Origin of the sequence: Brevibacterium sp. ZH18, assembly GCF_022748595.1 — a bacterium.
Taxonomy (GTDB): Bacteria; Actinomycetota; Actinomycetes; order Actinomycetales; family Brevibacteriaceae; genus Brevibacterium.
The window spans coordinates 24,828-43,469 of record NZ_JALDSX010000021.1; the positions used below are offsets into that span (position 1 = coordinate 24,828).

Below are 18,642 nucleotides of genomic sequence, written 5' to 3' on the forward strand. Positions count from 1 at the left end.
TTGATGAATCTATCAATGTATGCATCTGTTATCGTGGAGACATGAACGATCTGCTGACGCTCCCGTGGGAAAGCACCGACGATTCCTCTCCGATCGCTGCTCGGATGGCCGCGTGGGCCGCCCGCGAGATCATCGAGCAGCGCTACGAGCCGGGCCAGCTCCTCACCGAGGCCGACCTCGCCGAGGCACAGAAGGCCAGCCGAACCCCGGCGCGCGAAGCGATGCTTCAACTCGAACGCTGGCGACTCGTTCGCCTCGTGCCGAAGAAGGGGGCCATCGTCACGACCGTCACGCGCCACGAACGCCGAGATCTGCTCGCCGTGCGTGCGATGTTCGAGATCGACGCCGTCCAAACGTTCACTGCCGACAGCGACTTCGCACCCCTGGCGACCGACCTGCGCACCCTCCTCGACCGGCAGCAGAAGGCACTGGAAGTCGGGCATTCGCTCGACTTCGCCAGTTCCGACTATGCCTTCCACGCGCGCATCATCCGAAGCGGCGGCAACGGGGTCGTCGATGAAATGCTGTCAACAATGGGACCGCGCCTGGCCCGCCTGACCTACCAAGTGGTCATCGACAACCCGAACCCACTCGACACACTCTTCGACGAGCACGCCGAACTCACCGACCTCGCCGAGCGCGGTGACGCCACAGAGTTCGGCAAGCTCGTCCACCTGCACATCAAGGCCTCCCACTTTCCCCAGAACAGCAAGTGATGAGATCCAATCCCGCACTGACCGCGCAAGCACCGACAGTCGCTGACCAAGAACCTCTCCCTCGCCGAGGCGGTGCTTGGCTTCGCGTCGTCCCCGCAATGTTCCTGCTCGCGTGGGGAGGAAACCACTTCACCCCACTCGTGCACATGTATGAAGCCGAGGGCGGCTACGCCATCTGGCAGGCCAACCTCCTGCTCGGCATGTACGTCGGGGGACTGGTACCGGGACTTCTGGTCGCCTCGGCGCTGTCTGATCGGCGCGGACGCAAACCGGTCCTCGTCGCTGGCACGATCGCCGCGATCATCGGCAGTGTCCTGCTGGGCACCGGCTTCGACCTCTTCTGGCTGCTGTGCGTAGGCCGCGTGCTCGCCGGAATCGGCGTGGGTGTGGCGATGTCGGTGGGCACGAGCTGGATCAAGGAACTCTCTGGCCCACCATTCGACTACCGGGCCGACATCACCGCCGGCGCTCGCCGCCCCGCATTGACGCTGACGTTGGGGTTCGCCATCGGTGCCGGAGTCACAGGCTGCCTGGCACAGTGGGGGCCGCGGCCCGAAACGATTCCCTACGCCGTCCACGGACTGCTGTCCATCGTGGCATTGCTCATCGTGTTCACTGCGCCAGAGACTCTGACGAGAGACCGCCGGTCGAACCAGCACTGGTGGCGCGGCCTGCGGATTCCGCTCGTAGGACACCGCACCTTCATCAGGCTCATCATCCCCGCCGCCCCGTGGGTCTTCGCCGCAGCAGGTGTCGCTTACGCGGTCATGCCAGCGCTGGTTCAGAGTGAGCTGGGGGAGTGGACGACCATGTACGCGACCGTGCTCACCGTCGCCGCCCTCGGCGCAGGAGCGCTCGTGCAGAACCTCGTCCCGCGCATCAACCGGTGGACGGGAGGCCACGCACTCGTCGTGGGCCTCTCGCTGATGACAGTCGGGATGGGGTTGGCGGTCGTCGCGGCGCTTGCCGCCAACCCGATCATTGCCTTCGTCGTCGCCGGCGTTCTCGGCATCGCCTACGGCATCTGCGTCGTGTCCGGACTCGTCATCGTCCAGGCGATCGCAGAGCCGAAGGACCTCGCGGGGATCACCGGCGTCTACTATTCGCTGGCCTACTCCGGGTTCCTGCTGCCCACCGTGCTCGCAGCCCTGCTGCCCATCATGGCCTACAGCGTCTCACTGAGCGCGGTTGCCGTGATCTGCCTGCTCAGCCTCGGCTGCGTATCGCTGGCATCGAAGGGCGCCCACATCCGAAGCCGCACTTGAGAGCCTGCACATGAACGGCACGCTTACATCTAGGCTGAGACCATGGAGGTGACACCGTGAACCAGGAACCACCGTCATTGTTCGAACCCGGCGACGTCGGGCGTCCGCTCGCCGATCGTCTGCGCCCGGAGTCCCTCGGGGATGTCATCGGGCAGGATCACCTACTTGGTGATGACGCGCCCATCGGGCGGATGGTTGCCGAGCGCAGGCTGGTCTCGATGGTGCTGTGGGGGCCGCCGGGTTGTGGGAAGACAACTATCGCGCGACTGCTGGCCGAGCGCACCAACCTCGTCTTCGAATCGGTTTCAGCCACCTTCTCCGGTGTCGCCGAACTCCGCAAAGTCTTCCAATCAGCTACCAAACGGCGTGAGATCGGTCAGGGCACGATGCTGTTCGTCGACGAGATCCACCGATTCAACCGCGCCCAGCAGGACTCTTTCCTCCCTTACGTGGAGGATGGCACTATCGTGCTCGTCGGCGCGACCACGGAGAACCCCAGCTTCGAACTCAATTCCGCATTGCTCTCCCGCTGCCAGGTCTTCGTCCTCAAACGCCTCGACGAGGAGGCACTGACCACGCTCATCGCACGGGCCGAGGACACCACTGACAGAGCGTTGCCGCTTGATGCGCAGGCACGGCATGCCCTGGTGGCGATGGCTGATGGCGATGGCCGTTACCTGCTCAACCTCATCGAACAACTCCAAACTGTCAACGGGAGACTCGATACCACTGGCCTGGTCGAGCTGGTTCAACAGCGCGCACCGATCTACGACAAAGCCCAAGAGGGGCATTACAACCTCATCTCCGCGCTGCACAAGTCAATGCGCGGCTCAGACCCCGACGCATCACTGTACTGGTTGGCGCGAATGCTAGAGGGCGGGGAGGATCCCCTCTACATCGCGCGACGACTGGTCAGATTTGCCAACGAAGACATTGCGATTGCTGATCCGCAGGCCGTCCAACAGGCGCTCGCAGCATGGGACGTCTTCGAGAGGCTCGGCTCCCCAGAGGGGGAACTCGCGATCGCCCAAGCCGTTGTCTACCTGGCAACCGCCCCGAAGTCCATCGCCGTCTACCGTGGGTTCAACGCGGCAAAGAAGCTTGCGAAAAAGACAGGCTCTCTCATGCCACCCGCGAATATCCTCAATGCTCCGACGAAGTTGATGAAGAATCTCGGCTACGGGGAAGGCTATGAGTATGATCCCGACCGGCCAGATGGTTTCTCCGGGGCCAACTACTTCCCTGAGGAGATGGAGCCGGAGAGGCTGTACCGGCCCACCACCAACGGCTACGAAGGCCTCATCGCCGAAAAACTGTCCGAATGGCACCAGATGCGGGCGCAGAAACGGAGGCAGGAAGAGCAGGAGGGCGGAGGAGATGCGCCCTGAGCGCCACCTCGGCGCGCATATCGACACAGGTCTAGGAAAACAACAGTTCGCAACGACCGGATAGGGAACGACACCATGCTCGGAAGCTCACGCCAGAATTCATCACCAGCAGTCAGCGCCTTCATCGGCATCATGGGCGCCCATCATGTACTCACCTCAGCGCGTGCGACTGAACCGTATGCCAAGGGCAACCGTTTCGGCGGCGGCAATGTGTTGGCCGTCCTCAGGCCGGGCAGTCTCGTCGATATGTGGCGGGCCCTGCAGGTCTGCGTCGACAACGACCTCATCGTCATCCCGCAGTCGGCGAATACCGGACTGACCGGGGGCTCGGGTCCAGGAGATCAGGACTATGACCGTGAGATCGTCATCATCTCGACGCTGCGCATCAACCAGATCCACCTCATCAACGACGCCCGCGAAGCCGTCTGCCTGGCCGGATCCACGCTTTACGAACTCGACGACAAGCTGGCACCCCACGGGCGCGAACCCCACTCGGTGATCGGGTCGTCCTCGATCGGAGCCTCGGTCGTCGGCGGCATCGCGAACAACTCCGGCGGCAGCCAGATTCGCAAGGGCCCGGCGTTCACGAAGTACGCCATCTTCGCCCGGGTCAATGACCAGGGCAAGGTCGAGCTCGTCAATCACCTGGGCATCAGCCTCGGCGATGATCCGGCCCATATCCTCGACAAACTCCAGCGCGGACAATGGGACGACGCCGATGTCACGCCGCCCCCGGAAGACACCCTCGACACCGAATACAGCGAGCACGTCCGCGAGATCACGGACTCGCCCGCACGCTACAACGCCAACCCGAAGTTCCTTTACGAGGCATCAGGGTCGGCCGGCAAGCTCATGGTCTTCGCCGTGCGCACCCGCACCTTCCCCAAACAGAAGGACTCGACGACCTTCTACGTGGGAACCAACAGCCCTGCCGAGCTCGAGGCCCTGCGCCGGGCGATCCTCACCTCGGACATGCCGCTGCCGATCTCCGGTGAGTACATGGGACGGCCCTCCTTCGACCTCTCCGAGAAGTACGGCAAGGACACGTTCGTCTCGGTCAAGCACGCCGGCAGCCGCGAACAGATCAAACTCTTCGCGTTGAAGAACTGGGCGAACGGGATGTTCGCGAAGCTGCCGTTCTTCGGCCAGACTGTCGCCGACTCCATCGCCCAGGGTGCCTTCAGCCTGTTGCCGCAGCAGCTGCCGGACCGAATGCTGAAGTACCGCGACCGTTTCGAGCACCATCTGCTGCTCGTCGTCAGCGGCGATGAGAAGGCGAGGACCGAGGAGTTCCTCACGACCTTCTTCGCCGAGGCGGGCCATGACGGTGACTTCTTCATCTGCACTGCCGATGAGGCCCAGTCCGCCATGCTCCACCGCTTCGGTGCCGCCAGTGCCGCGACCCGCTATTTCAATCTGAACCGCGAAGAATCCTCGGAGATGATCACCTTCGACGTCGCGCTCAAACGCGATGACGAGGAGTGGCTCGAAGTGCTGCCGAAGGAGATCTCCGACCAGCTGCACATCAGCTCCTACTACGGTCACTTCTTCTGCCACGTCCTCCACCAGGACCACGTGGCCAAGAAGGGCGTCGACCCGGTCGCGTTGAAGAAAAAGATGATGGCTCTGCTCGAGGAGCGTGGGGCTGCAGTCCCTGCAGAGCACAACTATGGTCGCCTCTACCATGTGCCGCCGGAGATGGAAGCCCACTTCAAAGAGCTCGATCCCTGCAACGTCTTCAACCCAGGAGTCGGAGAGACCTCACCGCACAAGAACTGGGAATGACCCGCCGGTTCTGACCTTGCTTCGCATGGCCGGCCTCTTCGATACTCAGCTGACTCTGGTGCCCGGCTGACTCTGGTATCCAGCTGACTCTGGAGGGGCCCGTCACCGGAGTACTGTTTGAAGATGACACGCGCACCAGTGATCGAAGTGCCCCAGCGAGAAATCGATGATCTGCGACATCGTCTCCACCACACCCGCTGGTCTCCCGCTTGGCCCACCAGCGGGTGGAGCGCTGGAACGGATGCTGCCGAACTTCAGCGGCTGTGCGACTACTGGGCTGATGGATTCGACTGGCGCGCCCAACAGGGAACCATCAACGATCTGCCGTGGGAGGTCGCAACGATCTCCGGGACAGCGATGCGCTATCTGCGATTTGATGCAGAGATTCCCGATGCGCTGCCGCTCATCCTCACGAATGGCTGGCCGAGCACTGCGCTCGAGCTTGTCGAGTGCGCCAGACGCTTAGCGGAGCCCACACGCTATGGCGGGGACGCTGCGGACGCGTTCACCGTGATCATTCCCGCGCTCCCCGGGTTTCCCTTCTCTCCGCAGCACGTAGAACAGAACCACGAGCTCTGGCACACGCTGATGCACGAAGAACTCGGGTTCGAACGCTACGCTGCCCATGCTGGAGACCTCGGAGCCGGCATCACATCGAGGATCGCCCAGACACACCCGGAAGCGCTTGTGGGCATCCATCTGCTTGCCGTTTCCTCTCCAGCAGATCTTGATCCGAAGACACTGTCTTCGGCCGAACAAGAATATTTGGAGGCGGGCCGTGCGTGGGAGGCTGACGAGGGCGCTTATCAGCATCAGCAGCAGACGCGACCGCTCACACTGGCTCCAGGCTTGGCCGATTCTCCCATCGGACTGCTCGCCTGGATTCTGGAGAAGTACCGGTCGTGGAGCGACTGCGATGGCGATCTGTCCTCGAGGTTCACCGATGACTTTCTGCTCACTCAGGCCTCGCTGTATTGGTTCACCAATTCAATCGCGAGCTCATTCCGGCCCTACTGGGAGTTTGCCACTGGACGGACTAAACGAGTCGACGCAGTCCCCGTTCCCACCGCTGTGGCAGTGTTCCCATACGACCTCGCTCAGCCACCACGCAGTTGGGCCGAACGCACGTACAACGTTGTCCGTTATTCCACGATGCCAAGGGGCGGTCATTTTGCGCCTCACGAAGAACCTGAGCTGCTGGCAGCAGATATCCGCGACTTCCTGCGTCCTCTGCGCTAGCTTCCCTGTTTCTCCAGGAGCGCCTCGCCGAGGACCTGGCGGTCAAGCACCTGCTGCCGCCACCAGTTCATTGCCTTGAACATGCCGGCTCCGATGATGCCGACGATGCGATCCGATTCGTCTGTATAGACGGCCACGAATTTTCGGTCTCCAAGAGCTCCCTCGACCACATGAAATCCGGCGTGACGGGAAGGGAAGCCGAAGCTGCGCAGCTTGATGTCGTACTGGTCGGACCAGAAGTACGGGACAGTCATTGTCGGGGTGGGGGTGAGTCCCAGAATGTCGCGGGCGCAGGAGCGGGCGTGCTCATTCGCAGTCTGCCGATGTTCCACGCGGACGTAGCGTTTCTGCGTGGGATCCCACCAGGCGGCGACGTCGCCGATGGCCCAGACGTCATCGGTGGCGCGTCCACTCGAATCACAGCGCACACCACCGGCGCCTGGCTCTTTCGGCACTGTCAGGGGAACCGAACTCGACTGCAGCCAATCTACGGCCGGTCGGGCTCCCACGGCGACGAGAATCGCATCAGCAGACACTGTTCTTCCGTCGTCGAGTGTGACTCCGGTGGCCCGCCCCAGGTTGTCCTCGATGGAGGTGACGCCGTGGCCGAGTTCAAGATTGACGCCATGGTGTCGATGCAGGTCGGCGATCATGGACCCGACCTCGTCGCCGACGACATTCTGCATCGGCAGTTCGAGAGGATCGATCATAGTGACCTCTTTGCCCAGCGAACGGGCCACAGCGGCAACTTCTGCGCCGAGGAATCCGGCGCCGATGACTGCGAGGTGTTGAGCTGTCTCCAAGTTGGTCTGCAGAGCCAGGGCATCGTCCAGAGTGCGCATCACATGGACACCGTCGAGATGGTGTCCGAACGGCAGCTGGCGGGCGGTGACTCCAGAGGCGAGGATCAAGGCGTCATACGCGACCTGCTCGCCGGATTCGAGGGTGACCTGATGGGCATCGACGTCCACCGAGGCGACTCTGGCGCTGAGGTGCAACGTCACATCAGCGGCTGCGAGCTCTTCACTGGTGCGCAGCTGTGCCTTTTCGGGCAGCCACGTGCCAGCCAAGATCTGTTTGGACAGTGGCGGTCTGTCGTAGGGCGTATGGCGCTCTTCGCCGAAGATCAGGATCTCTCCGGCATGGCCTGCAGCTCGGAGTGCATCGGCGGCTGCGATTCCTGCTGGACCGGCGCCGACGATCACGACCTTCTTCGCTGCAGCGTCGCCTGCCGAAGCCTCGCCTGCTGAGACTTCCCCTGTCACTTCTTGTGAACGCGGATTGCGAGGGCAGGGCACATAGCTTCTGCCTCTTTGACGGCGCTCTCCCGCTCAGCGGAGGGGTTCTCCTCGATGAGGAACGCAATTCCGTCGTCATCTCGCTGGTCGAATACGTCCGGGGCTGCGACGACACAATTTCCGGAGCCGACGCAGACATCTTGGTCCAGTTCGATTTTCAACAGGCTCTCCTAGGTTGACCGTCACCCATTCGCCAATTGACTGACAGACGGGTAGAACATCACTCACATTATAGATGTCGCAAACTGGGTGGCGACGGAAACGATGGTGTGGTTCTGCTTCGGATGCGAATCGTGTGAACCAGCTCCGGCTACTCCTCGACGTTCACCCGTCGCCGGTCCCGCTGCAGACGCACTGCGTGACTCGACCGCGAGGGGTTGAGCAGCTTGAGCAGTGACAGTGCCAGCAGGGCGCCGATGACCGCGCAGCTCGCGGGCAGCAGCATGGCGGTCTTCGCGTTCGCCGCGTCGATGATGTTGCCGGCGATGGCCGAGCCGAAGGCCACTCCGAAGCCCAGCGAGGTGCCCAGCCATGCGAAGGCCTCGGTCAGGCGCCGAGGCGGGGCGAGCTGTTCGATGACCGAGTTCGCTCCGATGAGGCTCGGTGCGATCGTGAATCCGACGAGGAACAAAATGATCGTGTAGGAGACCATGCCCTGGGCCAGCAGCATCGTGCAGGCGCCGATGGCCAGCAGCGACACGGTGAATCCGAAGCGGTGGTGTGTTGCCGAGTTCCAGTTCCGCGACCCGTAGAGCGCACCGGCGATGAGTGATCCCAGAGCGAAGGCGCTGAGCAGGATGCCGGCCAGGGACTTCACTCCCTGCTCGTCGGCGAAGGCCACGGCGATGACATCGATGGCCCCGAAGTTCACGCCGAGGAACACGTTGACGAGGATGATCGTGAAGATGCCGGGGTTGGAGAAGACGTGGCCTTTGGCTTCGGTGGTGCGTTCGATCGGGGGCGGCTCGGTGGACTTCTGGACGTAGAGCAGCGCCGAGCCCACTCCTGCCGAGATCATCGAGAGGATGATGCCCGCCGGGGGCCACACAGCCGTGGCGAGCACAGTGGCGACAACAGGTCCGGTGACGAAGAGGAGCTCATCGGCTACGGACTCCCAGGAGAACGCGGTCTGCAGCTTCTTGGGCGAATCGACGATGTGCGACCAGCGCGAACGCACGAGCGAGCCGACCGAGCCGACCGTGGCTCCGCCGATGCCCGCGAAGACGAAGATGAAGCCGACCCACCAGTCGAGGTAGACGGCGAGGATGAGCATCAGCAGCGCCGCGAGGTGGACGATGACGATGGGGACCATGACCGCGGCTTGGCCGCGACGGTCGACGAGGCGCGCGATGACCGGGCCGGCAAGTGCTTGGACGATCATGTATACGGCGGCGACGATGCCTGCCAGACCATACGAGCCACTGACGCCTTGAATGAAAAGGACGATTCCGAGGCCCAGAACGGCAATGGGCATACGTGCAACAAGACCGGCCAAGGAGAACTTGAGAGCACCGGGAAGCGAAAGGATCTCCCGATAGTTGTTGAACACCAGGAAAGTCTACCCAGCCTCCGGGCCGACCACCAGGCCAAGCCCGCATTGACACTGGTGAGTCGAGTCACCTCGGCGAGTGTGGCGACCGGGGGAATGTAACAAAAGCTATATAATTGACGAGATTGCTTCTATTTCCCCGCCGGCGCTCGTGCCGCATTGACTGAAACCCGGAGTGCCGATGACGGACAACAGCAGTTTCGACGATCTGTTCGACAGCCAGGAAGATCGACCGCAGCGCCCTCGTCGCAAGAAGAAGGTGTGGCGCAAGGTCCTGGTCATCGTGCTCATCGTCGTCATCCTCGGCGTGCTCGGCATCGGCCTCTACGTGTGGAGTGTGGGCCGGTCGTTCGACAAGAACTCCAACCAGCTCACTGACGAGCAGATCTTCGGCACTCAGCGCCCCGATGATCAGAAGAATGACGGCGGGACGAACATCCTGCTGCTCGGCTCCGATGAGCCCATGGAGGAGGTCGACGTCAACGACTCGCGTGGCTTGCGCTCGGACACGATCATGGTCATGCACCTGCCCAAGGACGGGTCGAATGTCCAGATCATGTCGATTCCGCGTGACAGCTATGTCGACATCGAAGGCCACGGCAAGGACAAGATCAACGCCGCGCTCTCCTACGGTGGTCTTCCGCTGGCGGTCTCGACGGTCTCGAACTTCATCGGTACCGACATCGATCACGTGGCGATCATCGACTTCGAGGGCTTCAAGGCACTGACCGACAGCCTCGGCGGGGTCACGGTCAACTCGGAGCAGTCGTTCGAGAAGAACGGGTACACCTTCACGAAGGGCGAGAACGTCCTCGACGGTGACGAAGCGCTGACCTTCGTGCGCGAACGCAAGTCCTTCAAGGACGGCGACTTCCAGCGTGCGCGAAACCAGCAGGCCTTCGTCAAGGGTCTGACCAGCGAGATCATCTCCGCTGACACGTTGTCGAATCCGAAGAAGATCAAGGACATGGTCAGCGACTTCGCCCCATACATGTACGTTGACTCCGGACTCGACGCCCAGTACATCTCCGCCACAGCCTTCAACATGCGCGACGTGCGCCCCGGCGACCTCGAATTCTTCACTTCGCCCACAGCCGGCGTCGGCACCTCGGGCAGCGGTCAGTCGATCGTCAACGTCGATGAGGACGAGCTGAAGAAGGTCCAGAAGGCGTTTAAGGACGACACACTCGACGAGTACGTCCAGAACGCTCCGGAGTCACACCTGTAACTATTCGCCCAACGCGGTCGACGAAGCCCCGCGCCAGATCAGTCTGGTGCGGGGCTTCGTTGTACTCGCATCGGGTGGCTTCACCTCAGGTGCCGATGGGGCTCAGCCGGTGAACTTAACCTGGTCTGCCGCGTTGGGTGCACCCCATTCTCCGCCGTTCGCGACGGCAGCGGCGTCGACACCGACGCTCATCTCCTCGCCGGTGACGGTGTTCTCGTAGTCAACATAGATCGTTCCCGCGGCACCTTCGACGCCCGTGCGATCCCAATGGGTCCCGTCCTCATCACCATGGTCGGCCAAGGTGTCGGCGACGTCCTGTGTGGCGAATGCTTCGACCCGGTCTGTGTTGCCCTCGCCCCACGCGATGACGAGTTCGTCAGCATAGCGGGTGGCGTCGGTCGGAAAATAGACCGACTGAGGCTCGACGTCCGCACTCGCTGCCGATGCTGGCGGCGAGGTCGCCAGGGCTGGACCGCTGGCGAGTCCGACTCCGGCGAGGCCTGCGATCCCGGCGATGGCCAGGGCTGCTGTGCGATTGCGAATGGTGGTCTTCATGGCGAGATCCTTCTCCCTGTACGCTGCCACCCTGATGGCGGCAGATCATCGACGCCGTCCAGTATTGCCCTCGTCCATGAGACCAGGACAACAGCGGCTGGGAGGAGGCTTCAGAGAGTGTCACAGCTTGAAGACGTGGTCTTTGCAGGACTGCGGCGGCGACTGTCATCGTGCGCGACAGCGAGCTGCCAGCGGCAACAATCCTTGCCTGTTATTCCGGGGAGGCCGAGGCTCAGAAGGCTTCGAGCACACAGCACAGGGCAGAGGTCCGCAAACGCCGAATGCAACGTTGTCGACTGAACAGTGATGCTCGATCGTAATCGTCGTCTTCCCGCGGGGACTCTGCCGCCGGGTGTTCGGACAGAAGCCTACTCAAGCACCCCGTCGACCAGTGTCCGCGCATCGTGCTGGACCTGGCGCAGGTGGTCCTCGTCGCGCAGGGATTCGGCGTAGATCTTGTAGACGTCTTCGGTGCCTGAAGGGCGCACGGCGAACCAGGCGTTGTCGGTCGTGACCTTGAGCCCGCCGATGGGAGCATTGTTGCCCGGCGCAGTGGTGAGCACCGAGGTGACCGCTTCGCCCCCGACGGACGTGGCCTTCACCTCGGTGGCCTGGAGCGAACCCAGGCGGGCCTTCTGTTCGCGGGTGGCCGGAGCGTCTTGGCGGGCGTAGGCGCTCGAGCCGAAGTTCGCGGCCAGTCCTGCGTAGCGCTGGGAGGGGGTCTGGCCGGTCTTCGCGGTCATCTCCGCGGCGAGGAGGGCCATGATGATGCCGTCCTTGTCTGTCGACCACACCTTGCCGTTCGTGCGCAGGAATGAGGCACCTGCCGATTCCTCACCGCCGAAGGCAAACGTGGAGTCGAGGAGGCCGGGCACGAACCACTTGAAGCCGACGGGGACTTCGAAGAGCGTGCGGCCGTGAGCCGCGACGATGCGGTCGACGATCGACGAGGTGACCAGCGTCTTGCCGATGCCCGCGGTGACCGGCCATTCGGGACGGTTGTCGAGCAGGTAGTCGATGGCGGTGGCTAGGAAGTGATTGGGGTTCATCAGCCCGGCGTCGGGGGTGACGATTCCGTGGCGGTCGGCGTCGGCGTCGTTGCCCGTGGCGATGTCGAAGTCGTTGCGGGAGGCGATGAGGCCGGCCATCGCGTACGGCGATGAGCAGTCCATGCGGATGTTCTCGTCCCAGTCGAGGGTCATGAATGACCAGGCGGGATCGACATCGGGGTGGACGACGGTGAGGTTGAGGTCGAAGTCTTCGGCGATCGCAGCCCAGTAGTCGACGCTGGCCCCACCCAGGGGGTCCGCGCCGATCGAGATGCCGGAGCTGCGGATAACGTCGAGGTCGATGATCGACTCGAGGTCTTCGGTGTAGTTCGCGACGAAGTCGAAGTTCTCGGTGTTCTCCAGGTGGAAGGCCCGCTGGAAGGCGGTGCGCGGAATCTTCTTCCACCCGGCCTCGAGGTAGGCGTTGGCACGGTCGGCGATCCACGAAGTGGTCTCGGTGCCGGCCGGTCCGCCGTGAGGCGGGTTGTACTTGATGCCGCCGTCGGACGGGGGGTTGTGGCTGGGGGTGATGATGATGCCGTCGGCCTGGGCATCGGTCTTCGATTTGCCCGCGTTGAATCCGAGGATCGCGTGGGAGACAGCTGGTGTCGGCGTAAAGCCGTCGCGTTCGTCGATGAGAACTGGCACCTCGGCGGCGGCGAGGACCTCGAGGACTGTGAGGAATGCCGGTTCGCTCAGTGCATGGGTGTCGCGGCCCAAGAAAATTGGCCCGCGGATGCCCTTGTCCTTGCGGTAGTCGACGATGGCGGCGGTGATCGCTGCGATGTGGGCTTCGTTGAACGCACGATTAAAGCTCGATCCGCGGTGCCCCGAGGTTCCAAAACTCACGGCCTGACCTGGGACGGAGACGTCGGGGACGAGGTCATGATACGAGTCAAGCAATGCGGGGATGTCAACGAGATCCCGATCCTGGGCCAGCTGGCCGGCGCGAGTAGTCATATCTCTACCTTGCCAAACACAGGCCGATGCGCACAGTTGTGTCCACCGAGTTCCCGCATCGTGGACGAGGCCTGCTCACCTGAACGAGTATCCTCGTGCAGGGTGTGTCAACCTCAGCGAAGCTGAGGACTGCCACGTCGGCTCGGCATCAAGCGACTGCGGCGGCGAGATTGGCCAGCGATTCCTTGAGCGCCTCCTGGCCAACAGCGGGGAAGCCGGGCGGCTCTTCGCCGCTGGGAGCAGTGGTCCACGCCACAACGTTGCAGATCGTCTCATGTGCCGCATCGATGACTCTGGACGCGCTGACTTTCGTCTCTGTCATAGTCTTCGCCATTCGGTACTTAGCTGTGGATCTCAGGTCCCGGGTGAATCCGCACTGGTAGCCCACGCTATACCCGAGTGAGCCAGCCGTCAGCGGTCCGTATTCTCTCGAAAGCCCCGGCGCGTACGTGGCTGCCGTTCACAATCGCAGGGTCCATCGACGCGAAGCCGACTATTCTGGGCAGATGGCGCCTGATCCCGACTGCTCGAACGACCCCGAATCCGACGACCGGTGGCTCATCGTCAAAGGCCGACGGTGGCGTCGAACCGATCCGAAACTGGAGCCGGAGGTCGTCGATGAACTCAAGAGTCATCTCGGCGCGGCCAGAAATGCGGTGCGCAGGGCAAAGAAGTCGGGGTCACGCACAGACCTTGAGGATGCTCGCCGCAGCGTGGACTTGGCGAAACATGGTCTGGGGGAGCGCGGTGACTACTGGTGGGAGATGGACCACGTTCAACGGCGAGAGCGCGCTGAGTCGGCTCTGCAGAAGCTGCGGTCGCCAGAAGAACCGTGAGTGGCCCACCAGGCGGCGAGGTCTTGGAGACCCCTGACAGGTAGGTTCATCTTCGGCGCCTCATGTGTATCGGGCCGTCATCTCAGCACTGGCATACCTCAGCACCCCAGGTACCCCGTGATCGATGAAGACTTCACGCTGTCGAGCGGCGCCGGAGCCAAGACGCAGCAGTCGTTCAAGCCCGGCCCGCACGCGTTCGTCATCTCCGCTTCGCAGCAGGTCTGGCTGCGCCCGATCGAACACAGCCCAGACCGCCGCGGCCGCTGGCGCACTCGCCTGAGCATTCTCATCCATCAAATTGCCGCTCAACCCGAACCTTGCAGCTTGCCAATGGGCGAGGTTGATGTGTTCAGTTGGGACGACGGTGGTCTTTGGGCTCTCAACCTCGACGTTGACCAGGGCCCGGACGAGCAGCGCGAGCGTCAGGGCGTCAGCGGTGTGCAGCTGAGCGTCGCAGGCTCTGATTTCCACGGTCTCGTGCTGGGGCGACAATCGAACCAACCAGCCCAGTACCGCCTCGTCGTCGACTACCTCAGAACGTTGGAGCGCTGCGACCTGAGAATCGTAGTCATCGGCGTTGTGAAAGTGAGGAGGGGTACCGTTGACCACCCACCGGCGGTACTGCACCGAACGCCAGCTTGCGAAACCGCTGTCGACGCCGCGCCACAGAGGTGAATTAGCGCCCAGGGCTGTGAGCACTGGCAGCCATCTGCGCATGCCATTGAGCGCAAGTACGCCGGTCTGCCTGTCAGGGACACCAACATGGACGTGCATGCCGTTGACGAACTGCTCAGTCGCAATCGCCGGGGCCAACGCAGCCATCTTGCGGTAGTGATCGCCAACGCTGATGGTGGGCGGCTCGTGGGAGATCTGTGGCGCGGTTCCCAGCGCGGTTGCGATCAGACCCAGTTTCTCGGCTTTCGCGGAGAGACTTCTGCGGAAAGTCAGCAATGCTTCGAACGCTTCCACGGCAGTCGACAGCACGGGCGTGGCAAACTCGATTTGGCAGTCAAGCCATTCAGTCGTCACCCACCCACCGTGAGGCGCCAGCGCCATCACTGCATTCTTCTGCAGTGCGGTGGGCGAAGCTGGTAAGAGTGTTGCCGCATCGGTGAGAATGAACTCTTCCTCAATGCCGAAAGTAGTCAACATGCCTCCTGGTGTCTTTCACATTTCGCCGGTACCGGGCTGACTCGCCACTGACATCTCACCCAGCCGTCACGAGGACATGAGATCACCGGGGTAATGCACGTAGATGCTGGTGTCAGAGGAAACTGGTGCTTCCAGAGTCATGGAGCTCTCGAGCTCCCTGGCATTTCGGGTCTCTCACGGTGTGGATGGGTCAGGACGGATCGTCTGCAGGCGCCGGTGCACGGAATCCGGTCAGCTTATGCGAGCCATCACAGAGCGGCGGAATCCCTGTCTTCCCACACCTGCACAGTGCTACGACCTTCCGCTCCGGCTCCTGCGGACTACGACCAGGCGCTGCCACAAGAGAGAAATCGCCTCGTACAAGTAGCGGCCCGTCCGGACAAGCCGTGATGGTCACTCGGTCAGTGCGGTCATTCATGGAGGAGTGCCTCTTTTCATGGGCCGATGTCATTCGGGTTCCGCACTGGTTCTCAGCACGGTCTCTCCGGTGGTCCATCTGCTGTGCATATACTGACCGCTGAGGTCGTCGACGAACAGGCAGGCTGAGGCTCCGAAGACGATGTCGCCGATGAGTTTCGGGTCGTCGTCGGCGGCACCTCCGGCGAGATCTCGTGCAGCGATCTGTTCGTGCACTGCGTCGGCTTCGACATGTTCATCGAAGTACCAGGTGACGGCACCGTCGTACCCGAGTCGCGAGAAAGCTCGCGAATAGTATCTATTCGGGATCGACGACGTCATTTCGAAGGCCGCCAGATGGCCGATGGTCGCGCCGCGCAGCCGTCTGTTGAGTCCGAAGAAGCTCATTGTGTTGACCGAGGCCAGTATCGTTGCTGGGACGACGTCAAGATATGCATCAGGTCGGTCGTCCAACCCGAAATTGCGCATCGTTCGCGCGAAGATCTCGGCGTGGATGCGGTCCGGACAGCCTCCGCCGTACTCGTCTGCCTGGATTTCGACAAGTGCTGCCTTAGGGCGACCTCTCAGGCGAGGGATCGCCCAGGTGTGGGGGTCGGCCTCGCGGAGAGTGTAGATCGACCGGAGGATGAGGAATTCGCGCAACTGGTCAACCGTGGCATGATGCGCCATCCATGTCGCCAACGTCGGGCGGGCCGCGTCGGCGGTCATGGAAAACAGGGTCTCGGCCACTTCTTCGCCGGTGGAAGGCAGAGCTGCGGGCGGCGGGTTATGCAATCGCAGTACCTCTTCGAGCCGTTCCTCGAGGAGATGACGCGCGCCGATCAGCTGAGGGTCCCATTCCCAGTCGCCGTCGACGAAGTCCGCGGGACCATAATGCAGAAGGTAAAGCAGATAGAGCGTCAGTTGCAGGTCATCATCGGACAAGAGGTCTTCCGTCGTCCGAAGAGCGTTGGTGATCGTGTTCGTCAGACCATTCAGTTCACTCTCCGGTGCGTCAGCTGAAGACGTGAGAATTCTGAGCAAGGTGGCACTAGCGGGACCGCGTGCCCCCGGAGCCGTTGGCGGGAGATAGCTGGCCGATTGTGTTGTCATGCTGATGCGCTCCTGAGTCGTCAGATTCTCAGTTTAGGGTGTAAACACCAGAATGTTGAAAACCGGAGTTAGTTTGAATTCGGGTGACTTCTGCGGTTGTAGTGTTCCCAAGCCTCGTTGCAACAGTCGGAACTCCCTCGCCCACGCGCGCACTCAGTCTGTGCGCTCAGTGTCCGTCGGTGCGCTCAGTCCGGCGGCTCTGCGGAGGTGTCATCGTCCTCCTTCGAGTCCTCACCGTGCAGGTTGCGCTCCTTGTCGGTGGAGGTTTCGGCTTCAGTCTGGGTGGCTTTCGGGTCCTTCTCGATCGGAACGTCGTGCTCTGCGGCGATCTGCTCGAGTTTCTCTGCAGGAGTCGGCGAGCTGCCTTCCGATTCTGTTTGAGCGCTGACTCCGACGCGCGAGGTCTCGATCTCGTGTTCGGCGCTTTGCTCGCTGTCTGCTGAACCGTCAGGCAAGATCTTCTTTTCGTTGGTCATGAACCTCTGGTCCTCTCTGCGTTCAACGCAGTCACGCCGATCGGTGGGTAAACGGCTATCCGCTGTTGGGGCGGTTGCTGGGGCATTGTGATCTGTGCGCTCGACGCTAGCCCCACTGTGGTGTGAGATCAAGACACTGTAAGCCGGACAGGCCTCACGCCTTTCAAAGCGCCGGGCCGAGGAGGTCCCGGATGCGGCGAAGCAGTCTCACTTCACCCAGGGTTCCTGCCCGGTCTCCGAGACGATCGGCTTCCCGTTGTCGAGGTTCCATGACCCCATACCGCCTTCGACATTGACCGCGTCGAAGCCGTTGTTCGTCAGCCAGGCTACTGCCCGGTGAGAGCGGCCGCCGGTGCGGCAGATGACGTACATGTCGTCATCGAGGGGCAGGTCGTCGAGTCGGGCGGGAAGTTCTCCCAGCGGCACGTGGATGGCGCCTTCGATGTGCCCGGCCTCCCACTCGTCGTCCTCACGGACATCGATGATGGCGGCTCCCTCGGGGATTTGGTTCACAGAGACTGATTCTTCATTCATGCCCTCAGTCTAGACACGCACGTTTTCCTCATGCACGTGCCATTAGTGGTGCAGATCCTCGCCGAGGCAGTCTTGCTGCTGCGCCTGTGCCTCTTTGGGTCGCCAGGCGGTCCCGTGGTTTTTTGCGCCGATGACGATGGTTGGCTCTTTTCTGAGCGGCACCTGGCAACAATCGAGATGCTTACGGTGTAAGCGTTGTGAGCTCGGCATTCGTGCGAAGATGAATAGGAAATGCCCACGAACCGATTGTTGAGGAGTCGAAGATGAGCAGAGACAAGAGCAACGAAACACAGGTTGAGACCAAGGCGCGTGACGCCGCCGCTGCGCTCGATGAGACCGCAGAGAAACTTGGAGGAACCTCCAACATCGACTCAGGTGCTGAAGTCGGCTACACCGAGAAGAACGTCGAAGCGCGTGCCGCGGAGGCAGCGGGCACCCAGGGCGCGACTCTGTACCGCAACCCAGATGGGTCCCACACCGCAATCGACGAATCCGCGTCGGTCGTCGGAAGTCAGGACCCTGATCTGGCCACCGGTGGAGCCGCAGGTTCGCAGACGAAGCGCTCCACAGCAGCCAACGATGATCTTGGTCAGAAGGACGTCGTGAAGATCCTCCGCGACAGCGGCTTCGTCATGCTCACGACCGCACTCGACGACGGCAAGCTGCTCGCCCACCCGATGGTGCCCCAGGAGGTCACCGACGATGCCGATGCGTGGTTCTTCATCGGCCTGCAGGGCGATCAGGCCACGGCATTGCTGCGCAGTCCGCAGGTCAACATCACCGTCTCTGAGGCGGGCAATTGGCTCTCGGTGTCAGGTCGGGTCGACTTCGTCGATGACCAGGCCAAGATCGACGAGCTCTGGAACGACGAAGTCGCCGCCTGGTTCGATGGCGGCCGCAATGATCCGAACCTCGGCCTCATCAAGGTGACGAGCGATTCCGCGCAGCACTGGGGCCTCAAGGGCGGTAAGGTCTCCGCTCTGGCCCAGATCGTCAAGGCCAAGGTCACCGGCCAGCGCACCGGTGGAGGCAGCGACACCACGGAGCTCTGAGCAGCAGGGTTCTTCTCCGATGTGGGCGGCCCGGGTCATTCCCGGGCCGCC

At 62.4% G+C, this 18,642-nt stretch carries 19 protein-coding genes; 8 read left to right on the forward strand and 11 right to left on the reverse strand.

Annotated features, from left to right (window positions below; all coding sequences use genetic code 11):
• Nucleotides 1–41: 41 nt before the first annotated feature.
• From MPN20_RS09530 to MPN20_RS09550, 5 genes are all read left to right on the forward strand, one after another.
• Nucleotides 42–716 (forward strand): GntR family transcriptional regulator, encoded by a 675-nt coding sequence (locus MPN20_RS09530; RefSeq protein ID WP_242781518.1) that lies wholly within the window; start codon nucleotides 42–44, stop codon nucleotides 714–716.
• The gene (locus MPN20_RS09535; protein ID WP_242781519.1) at nucleotides 716–1,981 is read left to right on the forward strand and encodes an MFS transporter; all 1,266 of its coding nucleotides are present in this window, start codon (nucleotides 716–718) and stop codon (nucleotides 1,979–1,981) included. Before MPN20_RS09530 ends, MPN20_RS09535 begins: the two co-directional genes overlap by 1 nt.
• 56 nt (nucleotides 1,982–2,037) lie before the next feature.
• The gene (locus tag MPN20_RS09540) at nucleotides 2,038–3,369 is read left to right on the forward strand and encodes a replication-associated recombination protein A (RefSeq protein WP_242781520.1); all 1,332 of its coding nucleotides are present in this window, start codon (nucleotides 2,038–2,040) and stop codon (nucleotides 3,367–3,369) included.
• Nucleotides 3,370–3,444: 75 nt separating this feature from the next.
• Complete coding sequence (dld, locus tag MPN20_RS09545; RefSeq protein ID WP_242781521.1) at nucleotides 3,445–5,154, forward strand: D-lactate dehydrogenase; 1,710 nt, start codon at nucleotides 3,445–3,447, stop codon at nucleotides 5,152–5,154.
• Between the two features lie 123 nt (nucleotides 5,155–5,277).
• Nucleotides 5,278–6,393, forward strand: coding sequence for an epoxide hydrolase family protein (locus MPN20_RS09550; protein ID WP_242781523.1), 1,116 nt, complete (start codon nucleotides 5,278–5,280; stop codon nucleotides 6,391–6,393).
• Here MPN20_RS09550 and MPN20_RS09555 read toward each other — a convergent pair.
• The 3 genes from MPN20_RS09555 to MPN20_RS09565 all read right to left on the reverse strand — a co-directional run bounded on the left by MPN20_RS09555 (nucleotide 6,390) and on the right by MPN20_RS09565 (nucleotide 9,240).
• The gene (locus MPN20_RS09555) at nucleotides 6,390–7,658 is read right to left on the reverse strand and encodes an FAD/NAD(P)-binding oxidoreductase (RefSeq protein WP_242781524.1); all 1,269 of its coding nucleotides are present in this window, start codon (nucleotides 7,656–7,658) and stop codon (nucleotides 6,390–6,392) included. The genes MPN20_RS09550 and MPN20_RS09555 overlap by 4 nt on opposite strands.
• A complete protein-coding gene (locus tag MPN20_RS09560) occupies nucleotides 7,655–7,852 on the reverse strand; it encodes a ferredoxin (RefSeq protein ID WP_242781525.1) in 198 nt (65 codons plus the stop codon). Before MPN20_RS09560 ends, MPN20_RS09555 begins: the two co-directional genes overlap by 4 nt.
• A 149-nt stretch (nucleotides 7,853–8,001) precedes the next feature.
• Complete coding sequence (locus MPN20_RS09565; protein ID WP_242781526.1) at nucleotides 8,002–9,240, reverse strand: MFS transporter; 1,239 nt, start codon at nucleotides 9,238–9,240, stop codon at nucleotides 8,002–8,004.
• 181 nt (nucleotides 9,241–9,421) lie between these two features.
• On the opposite strand from MPN20_RS09565, the gene MPN20_RS09570 reads away from it, so the two are divergent.
• Nucleotides 9,422–10,468 carry an LCP family protein gene (locus MPN20_RS09570; RefSeq protein ID WP_242781527.1) on the forward strand — a complete coding sequence of 349 codons (1,047 nt, stop codon included), beginning with the start codon at nucleotides 9,422–9,424 and terminating at the stop codon, nucleotides 10,466–10,468.
• A gap of 102 nt (nucleotides 10,469–10,570) precedes the next feature.
• Here MPN20_RS09570 and MPN20_RS09575 read toward each other — a convergent pair whose 3' ends face one another.
• The 3 genes from MPN20_RS09575 to MPN20_RS09585 form a co-directional block, all read right to left on the reverse strand.
• Nucleotides 10,571–11,023 (reverse strand): hypothetical protein, encoded by a 453-nt coding sequence (locus MPN20_RS09575; RefSeq protein ID WP_242781528.1) that lies wholly within the window; start codon nucleotides 11,021–11,023, stop codon nucleotides 10,571–10,573.
• 368 nt (nucleotides 11,024–11,391) lie between these two features.
• Complete coding sequence (gene pgm / locus MPN20_RS09580; RefSeq protein WP_242781530.1) at nucleotides 11,392–13,032, reverse strand: phosphoglucomutase (alpha-D-glucose-1,6-bisphosphate-dependent); 1,641 nt, start codon at nucleotides 13,030–13,032, stop codon at nucleotides 11,392–11,394.
• Nucleotides 13,033–13,180: 148 nt separating this feature from the next.
• Entirely contained in the window at nucleotides 13,181–13,354 is a 174-nt protein-coding gene (locus tag MPN20_RS09585; RefSeq protein WP_242781531.1) for a hypothetical protein, read from the reverse strand.
• Between the two features lie 184 nt (nucleotides 13,355–13,538).
• Here MPN20_RS09585 and MPN20_RS09590 point away from each other — a divergent pair, with 184 nt between their 5' ends.
• A complete protein-coding gene (locus MPN20_RS09590; protein ID WP_242781532.1) occupies nucleotides 13,539–13,868 on the forward strand; it encodes a biopolymer transporter Tol in 330 nt (109 codons plus the stop codon).
• Nucleotides 13,869–13,928: 60 nt separating this feature from the next.
• Here MPN20_RS09590 and MPN20_RS09595 read toward each other — a convergent pair whose 3' ends face one another.
• The 5 genes from MPN20_RS09595 to MPN20_RS09615 all read right to left on the reverse strand — a co-directional run bounded on the left by MPN20_RS09595 (nucleotide 13,929) and on the right by MPN20_RS09615 (nucleotide 17,539).
• Complete coding sequence (locus MPN20_RS09595; protein WP_242781533.1) at nucleotides 13,929–15,017, reverse strand: YbdK family carboxylate-amine ligase; 1,089 nt, start codon at nucleotides 15,015–15,017, stop codon at nucleotides 13,929–13,931.
• A 193-nt stretch (nucleotides 15,018–15,210) separates the two neighbouring features.
• Nucleotides 15,211–15,516, reverse strand: a complete 306-nt coding sequence (locus tag MPN20_RS09600; RefSeq protein WP_347566815.1) for a CDGSH iron-sulfur domain-containing protein — start codon at nucleotides 15,514–15,516, stop codon at nucleotides 15,211–15,213.
• On the reverse strand, nucleotides 15,468–16,361 hold the full coding sequence (locus MPN20_RS09605; RefSeq protein WP_347566816.1) for an iron-containing redox enzyme family protein: 894 nt from the start codon (nucleotides 16,359–16,361) through the stop codon (nucleotides 15,468–15,470). The genes MPN20_RS09600 and MPN20_RS09605 overlap by 49 nt, the downstream gene beginning before the upstream one ends.
• A 353-nt stretch (nucleotides 16,362–16,714) precedes the next feature.
• Nucleotides 16,715–17,005, reverse strand: coding sequence for a hypothetical protein (locus MPN20_RS09610; protein ID WP_242781536.1), 291 nt, complete (start codon nucleotides 17,003–17,005; stop codon nucleotides 16,715–16,717).
• Nucleotides 17,006–17,212: 207 nt separating this feature from the next.
• Nucleotides 17,213–17,539 (reverse strand): rhodanese-like domain-containing protein, encoded by a 327-nt coding sequence (locus tag MPN20_RS09615; RefSeq protein ID WP_242781538.1) that lies wholly within the window; start codon nucleotides 17,537–17,539, stop codon nucleotides 17,213–17,215.
• Between the two features lie 263 nt (nucleotides 17,540–17,802).
• On the opposite strand from MPN20_RS09615, the gene MPN20_RS09620 reads away from it, so the two are divergent.
• Entirely contained in the window at nucleotides 17,803–18,591 is a 789-nt protein-coding gene (locus MPN20_RS09620) for a pyridoxamine 5'-phosphate oxidase family protein (RefSeq protein ID WP_347566817.1), read from the forward strand.
• Nucleotides 18,592–18,642: the final 51 nt, after the last annotated feature.

Bases quoted from the DNA above. Each gene is read 5' to 3' on its own strand.
- MPN20_RS09550 (WP_242781523.1), top strand. From the start codon at position 5,278: ATGACACGCGCACCAGTGATCGAAGTGCCCCAGCGAGAAATCGATGAT.
- MPN20_RS09590 (WP_242781532.1), top strand. From the start codon at position 13,539: ATGGCGCCTGATCCCGACTGCTCGAACGACCCCGAATCCGACGACCGG.
- MPN20_RS09570 (WP_242781527.1), top strand. From the start codon at position 9,422: ATGACGGACAACAGCAGTTTCGACGATCTGTTCGACAGCCAGGAAGAT.
- MPN20_RS09535 (WP_242781519.1), top strand. From the start codon at position 716: ATGAGATCCAATCCCGCACTGACCGCGCAAGCACCGACAGTCGCTGAC.
- MPN20_RS09620 (WP_347566817.1), top strand. From the start codon at position 17,803: ATGAGCAGAGACAAGAGCAACGAAACACAGGTTGAGACCAAGGCGCGT.
- pgm (WP_242781530.1), bottom strand. From the start codon at position 13,032: ATGACTACTCGCGCCGGCCAGCTGGCCCAGGATCGGGATCTCGTTGAC.
- MPN20_RS09610 (WP_242781536.1), bottom strand. From the start codon at position 17,005: ATGACCAACGAAAAGAAGATCTTGCCTGACGGTTCAGCAGACAGCGAG.
- MPN20_RS09615 (WP_242781538.1), bottom strand. From the start codon at position 17,539: ATGAATGAAGAATCAGTCTCTGTGAACCAAATCCCCGAGGGAGCCGCC.
- MPN20_RS09585 (WP_242781531.1), bottom strand. From the start codon at position 13,354: ATGACAGAGACGAAAGTCAGCGCGTCCAGAGTCATCGATGCGGCACAT.
- MPN20_RS09600 (WP_347566815.1), bottom strand. From the start codon at position 15,516: ATGGACCACCGGAGAGACCGTGCTGAGAACCAGTGCGGAACCCGAATG.
- MPN20_RS09575 (WP_242781528.1), bottom strand. From the start codon at position 11,023: ATGAAGACCACCATTCGCAATCGCACAGCAGCCCTGGCCATCGCCGGG.
- dld (WP_242781521.1), top strand. From the start codon at position 3,445: ATGCTCGGAAGCTCACGCCAGAATTCATCACCAGCAGTCAGCGCCTTC.
- MPN20_RS09530 (WP_242781518.1), top strand. From the start codon at position 42: ATGAACGATCTGCTGACGCTCCCGTGGGAAAGCACCGACGATTCCTCT.